3 protein-coding genes are annotated in these 4,572 nt (G+C 72.4%); 2 read left to right on the top strand and 1 reads right to left on the bottom strand.

The window, feature by feature from the left end:
• Together VI078_00935 and VI078_00930 are read left to right on the top strand one after the other, a co-directional pair.
• A partial coding sequence (locus tag VI078_00935) for a hypothetical protein (protein HEY5997854.1) occupies window positions 1-202 on the top strand: 202 nt, incomplete at its 5' end.
• A 52-nt stretch (window positions 203-254) separates the two neighbouring features.
• Entirely contained in the window at window positions 255-740 is a 486-nt protein-coding gene (locus VI078_00930) for a ferritin family protein (GenBank protein HEY5997853.1), read from the top strand.
• 13 nt (window positions 741-753) lie between these two features.
• Here VI078_00930 and nifJ read toward each other — a convergent pair whose 3' ends face one another.
• Window positions 754-4,365: a pyruvate:ferredoxin (flavodoxin) oxidoreductase gene (gene nifJ, locus VI078_00925; GenBank protein ID HEY5997852.1), complete on the bottom strand. Its 3,612-nt coding sequence runs from the start codon at window positions 4,363-4,365 to the stop codon at window positions 754-756.
• Window positions 4,366-4,572: the final 207 nt, after the last annotated feature.

The following is a 4,572-nucleotide window of genomic DNA, read 5'->3' as shown; positions in this document are numbered from 1 at the left end:
ACGACGATTGGCATTCGCGCTTGCCGGCTGCGCCCGCGGGATCGCCGCGAAGGAGGCGGCGGGCTGCCGTCGCGCGCTGCGCGCCGTCAACATCTACCTCGTGCTCGTGCTCCTGCTCGCCGTGCTGGCGGGGGTGCACGCCGCAGCGGGAACTCCCCCTGTTTCCCTCGTGGGCAAGGGGGGGATAGGGGACGCGCGATAACGAGCTCAACTGATCGGCACGACAAACGGAACAGGCCCGCTGGAGGTGCGCCGTGGATGTCTACGAGTTCGCGATGCGGATGGAGAAGGACGGGGAGGCGTACTACCGCGAGTGCGCCGCGAAGACCGCGAGCGCCGGCCTGCGGAACATCCTCGGCATGCTCGCGGACGCCGAGGTGACCCACTACGAGGTCTTCCGGCGGATGCAGGCCCGCGAGGAGGCAACGCTGCCGGATTCGACGCTGCTCGAGCGGGTGAAGAACGTGTTCGTTCAGATCCGCGAGGAGGAGGGCGCCGGCGGCGCGCGCTCCTCGGAGATCGAGCTCTACCGCAAGGCGCAGGAGTACGAGCGGCGGAGCTGGGACCTCTACGAGGGCCGCGCCCGCGAAGCGCTTTCACCGGCGGAGCGGCTGGCCTTCGAGCGCATCGCCGTCGAGGAGCGGCGCCACTACCGCATCCTCGAGGGGATCGTGGACTTCCTCGGCCGCCCCGCCGAGTGGCTCGAGAACGCGGAGTGGTACCACCTCGAGGAGTACTAGCGGCTCTCCCGCCCTACGGCGCCGCGGCCGGCTCGCCGCCGGGCTTCCAGCGCGCCAGGTGCTGCAGGTACTCCCAGCGCCGGCGCACGTCCTGCTGCGCCTCCGCCATGAGCCGCTCGGCCAGCGCCGGGTCCTTCGCGCGCAGCGAGCGGTAGCGGTTCTCGCGGCCCGCGTACTCGGCGAAAGTGATCGTCGGGGCCTTGCTGTCGACGACCAGCGGGCTCCTCCCCTCGCGCTCCAGCGCCGGGTTGTAGCGAAACAGCGGCCAGTGCCCGCACTCCACCGCGCGGCGCATCTGCTCGAGGCCGCGCGACATGTCGAAGCCGTGCGCGATGCAGTGCGCGTAGGCGACGACGAGCGAGGGCCCCGGGTAGGCTTCCGCCTCGGTGAGCGCCTTCAGGGTCTGCACGTGGTTGGCCGCGAACGCGATCTGCGCGACGTAGACGTTGCCGTACGTCGCCAGGATCAGCGCGAGGTTCTTCTTCGGCGTGCGCTTGCCTCCCGCCGCGAACTGCGCGGTGGCCGCCAGCGGCGTGGCCTTGGACATCTGGCCGCCGGTGTTGGAGTAGACCTCGGTGTCGAGGACGAGGAGGTTGACGTTCTCGCCCGAGGCCAGCGCCTGGTCCAGGCCGCCGTAGCCGATGTCGTAGGCCCAGCCGTCGCCGCCGACGCCCCAGACCGATTTGACGACGAGGTAGTCCGCAAGCGAGAGCAGCCACCGCGCCTCGGCGGTGCCGGCACGCTCGAGCGCCTCCTTGAGCTGCGCCACCCGCGCGCGCTGCGCCTCGATCTGCTCCTGCGTCGCCTGCGGCGCGGCGCGCAGGTTCTCCGTCAGGGGACGCAGCGCCGCGAAGGCCTCCGCGGCGACGAGCCGCTCGAGCGCCTCCAGGGCCTGGACGCGGAAGCGGTCCACCGTCTGGCGCATGCCGAGGGCGAACTCGGCGTTGTCCTCGAAGAGCGAGTTGGACCAGGCCGGCCCGCGCCCGTCGGCGCGCTTCGCGTACGGCGTCGTCGGCAGGTTGCCGCCGTAGATCGAGGAGCAGCCGGTCGCGTTGCCGATGAGCAGCCGGTCGCCGAAGAGCTGGGTCAGCAGCCGGATGTACGGCGTCTCGCCGCAGCCGGCGCAGGCCCCGTGGTACTCGAAGAGCGGCCGCACGAGCTGGCTCCCCTTGACGGTGCCGCGGTCGAAGCGCGCCGGGTCGGTCTCGGGCAGCGCGAGGAAGAAGCGCAGGTTCCCGGCCTCGGCCGCGCGCAGCGGCTCCTGCGGCCGCAGGTTGACCGCGCGGAACGAGGGGTCGCGCTTTCCGTTCTCGTCCGTGCGCCACCCCGGGCAGATGTCGACGCACTGGCCGCACCCCGTGCAGTCCTCGGGCGCGACCTGGACGGTCCAGAGCAGCCCGTTGAGGTCCTTGCCGATGGCCTCCACGTGCTTGAAGGTCGGCGGGGCCCCCGCGAGCGCCGCGGGCGGATAGGCCTTGACGCGGATCGTGGCGTGCGGGCAGACGAACGAGCAGCGGCCGCACTGGATGCACAGGTCCGGCTCCCACACCGGGATGCTGACGGCGATGTTGCGCTTCTCGTACTGGGTGGTCCCCGTCGGCCAGACGCCGTCGGCGGGGATCGCGGACACGGGGAGCGTGTCGCCGCGCCCCTCGATCATCCGCGCGGTCACCGTGCGCACGAACTCGGGGGCATCCTCGGGCACCGCGGGGCGCAGCCGCCGGGCGCTGGTGGCCGCGGCGGGCACGGCGACCTCCACGACCCGCTCGAGCGCCGCCTCCGCGGCGGCGACGTTCATCTGGACCACCCGCGGCCCCTTGCTCCCGTAGGCCGCGGCGATCTGCCCGCGCATCGCCTCGAGCGCCTCCTCCCGCGGCAGGATCCCGGCGATCAGGAAGAAGGCGGACTGCATGATGATGTTGATCCGCGAGCCGAGCCCCAGCTCCTCGGCCAGCCCGATGGCGTCGATGACGAAGAAGCGCATCCGCCGCTCGATGAGCCGCTCCTGGACCTCGCGCGGCAGCGTGTCCCAGACGTCGTCCTTCCCGTGCGCGGTCGTGAGCAGAAAGACGGCGCCCGGCGCCGCCGCGGCGAGCATGTCGAAGCGCTCGAGGAAGCTCGGGTTGTGGCAGGCGATGAAGTTCGCCTGCGGGAGCAGGTAGGGGTGGCGGACCGGCTCGGCGCCGAAGCGCAGGTGCGAGACGGTCATCGCGCCCGACTTCTTCGAGTCGTAGACGAAGTACCCCTGCGCGGAGTTCGCGGTGTGCTCGCCGATGATCTTGATGGTGCTCTTGTTCGCCCCGACCGTGCCGTCGGCGCCGAGCCCGAAGAAGAGCGCGCGGTATGCGCCGGGTTCCTCGAGCGCGAACGCCGCGTCGACGGGGAGGCTCGCCCCCGTCACGTCATCGGTGATGCCGACGGTGAAGCCGTGGCGGGGCTCCGGCGCGGCCAGCGCGTCGAAGACGGCCTTCGCCATGGCCGGCGTGAAGTCCTTCGAGCCCAGTCCGTAGCGGCCGCCCACGATCCGCGGCGCAGCGGCGAACGGCGCGTGCCCGCGCTCGAGCGCCTCGCCGACCGCGGCGCGCACGTCCAGGTACAGCGGCTCGCCGGGGGCGCCGGGCTCCTTGGTGCGGTCGAGGACGGCGATGGCGCGAACGGTCGCCGGCAGCGCGGCCAGGAACGCCTCGGCGGCGAAGGGCCGGAAGAGCCGCACGGTGACCACGCCGACGCGCCCGCCCTGGGCGTTGAGCGCCGCCGCCGTGGCCTCCGCAGTCTCGGCGGCCGAACCCATGACGACCACCACGCGCTCGGCCGCCGGGTCGCCGGCGTAATCGAAGAGCCCGTAGCGCCGGCCGGCGATTCCCGCGAAACGCTCGAGCGCCCGCGCCACCACCGCGGGGGCGTCGCGGTAGAACGGGTTCACCGTCTCGCGCCCCTGGAAGTAGACGTCGGGGTTCTGCGCCGTGCCGCGGATCGTCGGCCGATCCGGCGTGAGCGCGCGGCGGCGGTGGGCGATGACGAGCGCATCGTCGATCATCGCGCGCATCTGCGCAAACGTCAGCTCCTCGATGCGCCGCAGCTCGTGGGAGGTGCGGAAGCCGTCGAAGAAGTGGATGAACGGCACGCGCGCCTCCAGCGTCGCGGCCTGCGCCACGAGCGCCAGGTCCATCGCCTCCTGCACGCTGCGCGAGCAGAGCATGGCGAACCCGGTGGCGCGCGCCGCCATGACGTCGCCGTGGTCGCCGAAGATCGAGAGGCCCTGGCAGGCGATCGAGCGGGCGGTGACGTGGAAGACCGTCGGCGTCAGCTCCCCGGCGATCTTGTACATCGCGGGGATGAGCAGCAGCAGCCCCTGGGAGGCCGAGACGGTCGTCGCCAGCGCGCCGGCGGAGAGCGAGCCGTGCACCGCCCCGGCCACGCCGCCCTCGGACTGCATTTGGCTAACCTTGGGCACGCTCCCCCAGATGTTCGTCCGCCCGGCGGCGCTGCGCGCGTCGCAGATCTCGGCGATCGGGGAGGAGGGCGTGATCGGGTAGATGGTGATGATCTCGTTGGTCGCGTGCACCACGTGCGCGCAGGCCGTGCAGCCGTCGACGACCACGCTCCTGCCGCTCTCGCTGCTCATGAGCCGACCCTCCTTGCGAACTCCGATCCCGAATCTGGTACCCTGGCGTCATGGACAGGCCGCCGCGGCTGGTCACCATTCCCGAACTCCACGGGCGCATCCGGGTCTTCCGCGACCGCGCGCATGCCGGCGAGGTGCTCGCGGGCCTGCTCGAGGGCAGGCTCCCGGCGGGCGCGACCGCGCTCGCCATCCCCGCCGGCGGCGTGC

This window comes from bacterium (assembly GCA_036524115.1).
Classification (GTDB): domain Bacteria; phylum JAUVQV01; class JAUVQV01; order JAUVQV01; family DATDCY01; genus DATDCY01.
This window is presented reverse-complemented; position numbering and strand designations above follow the sequence as displayed.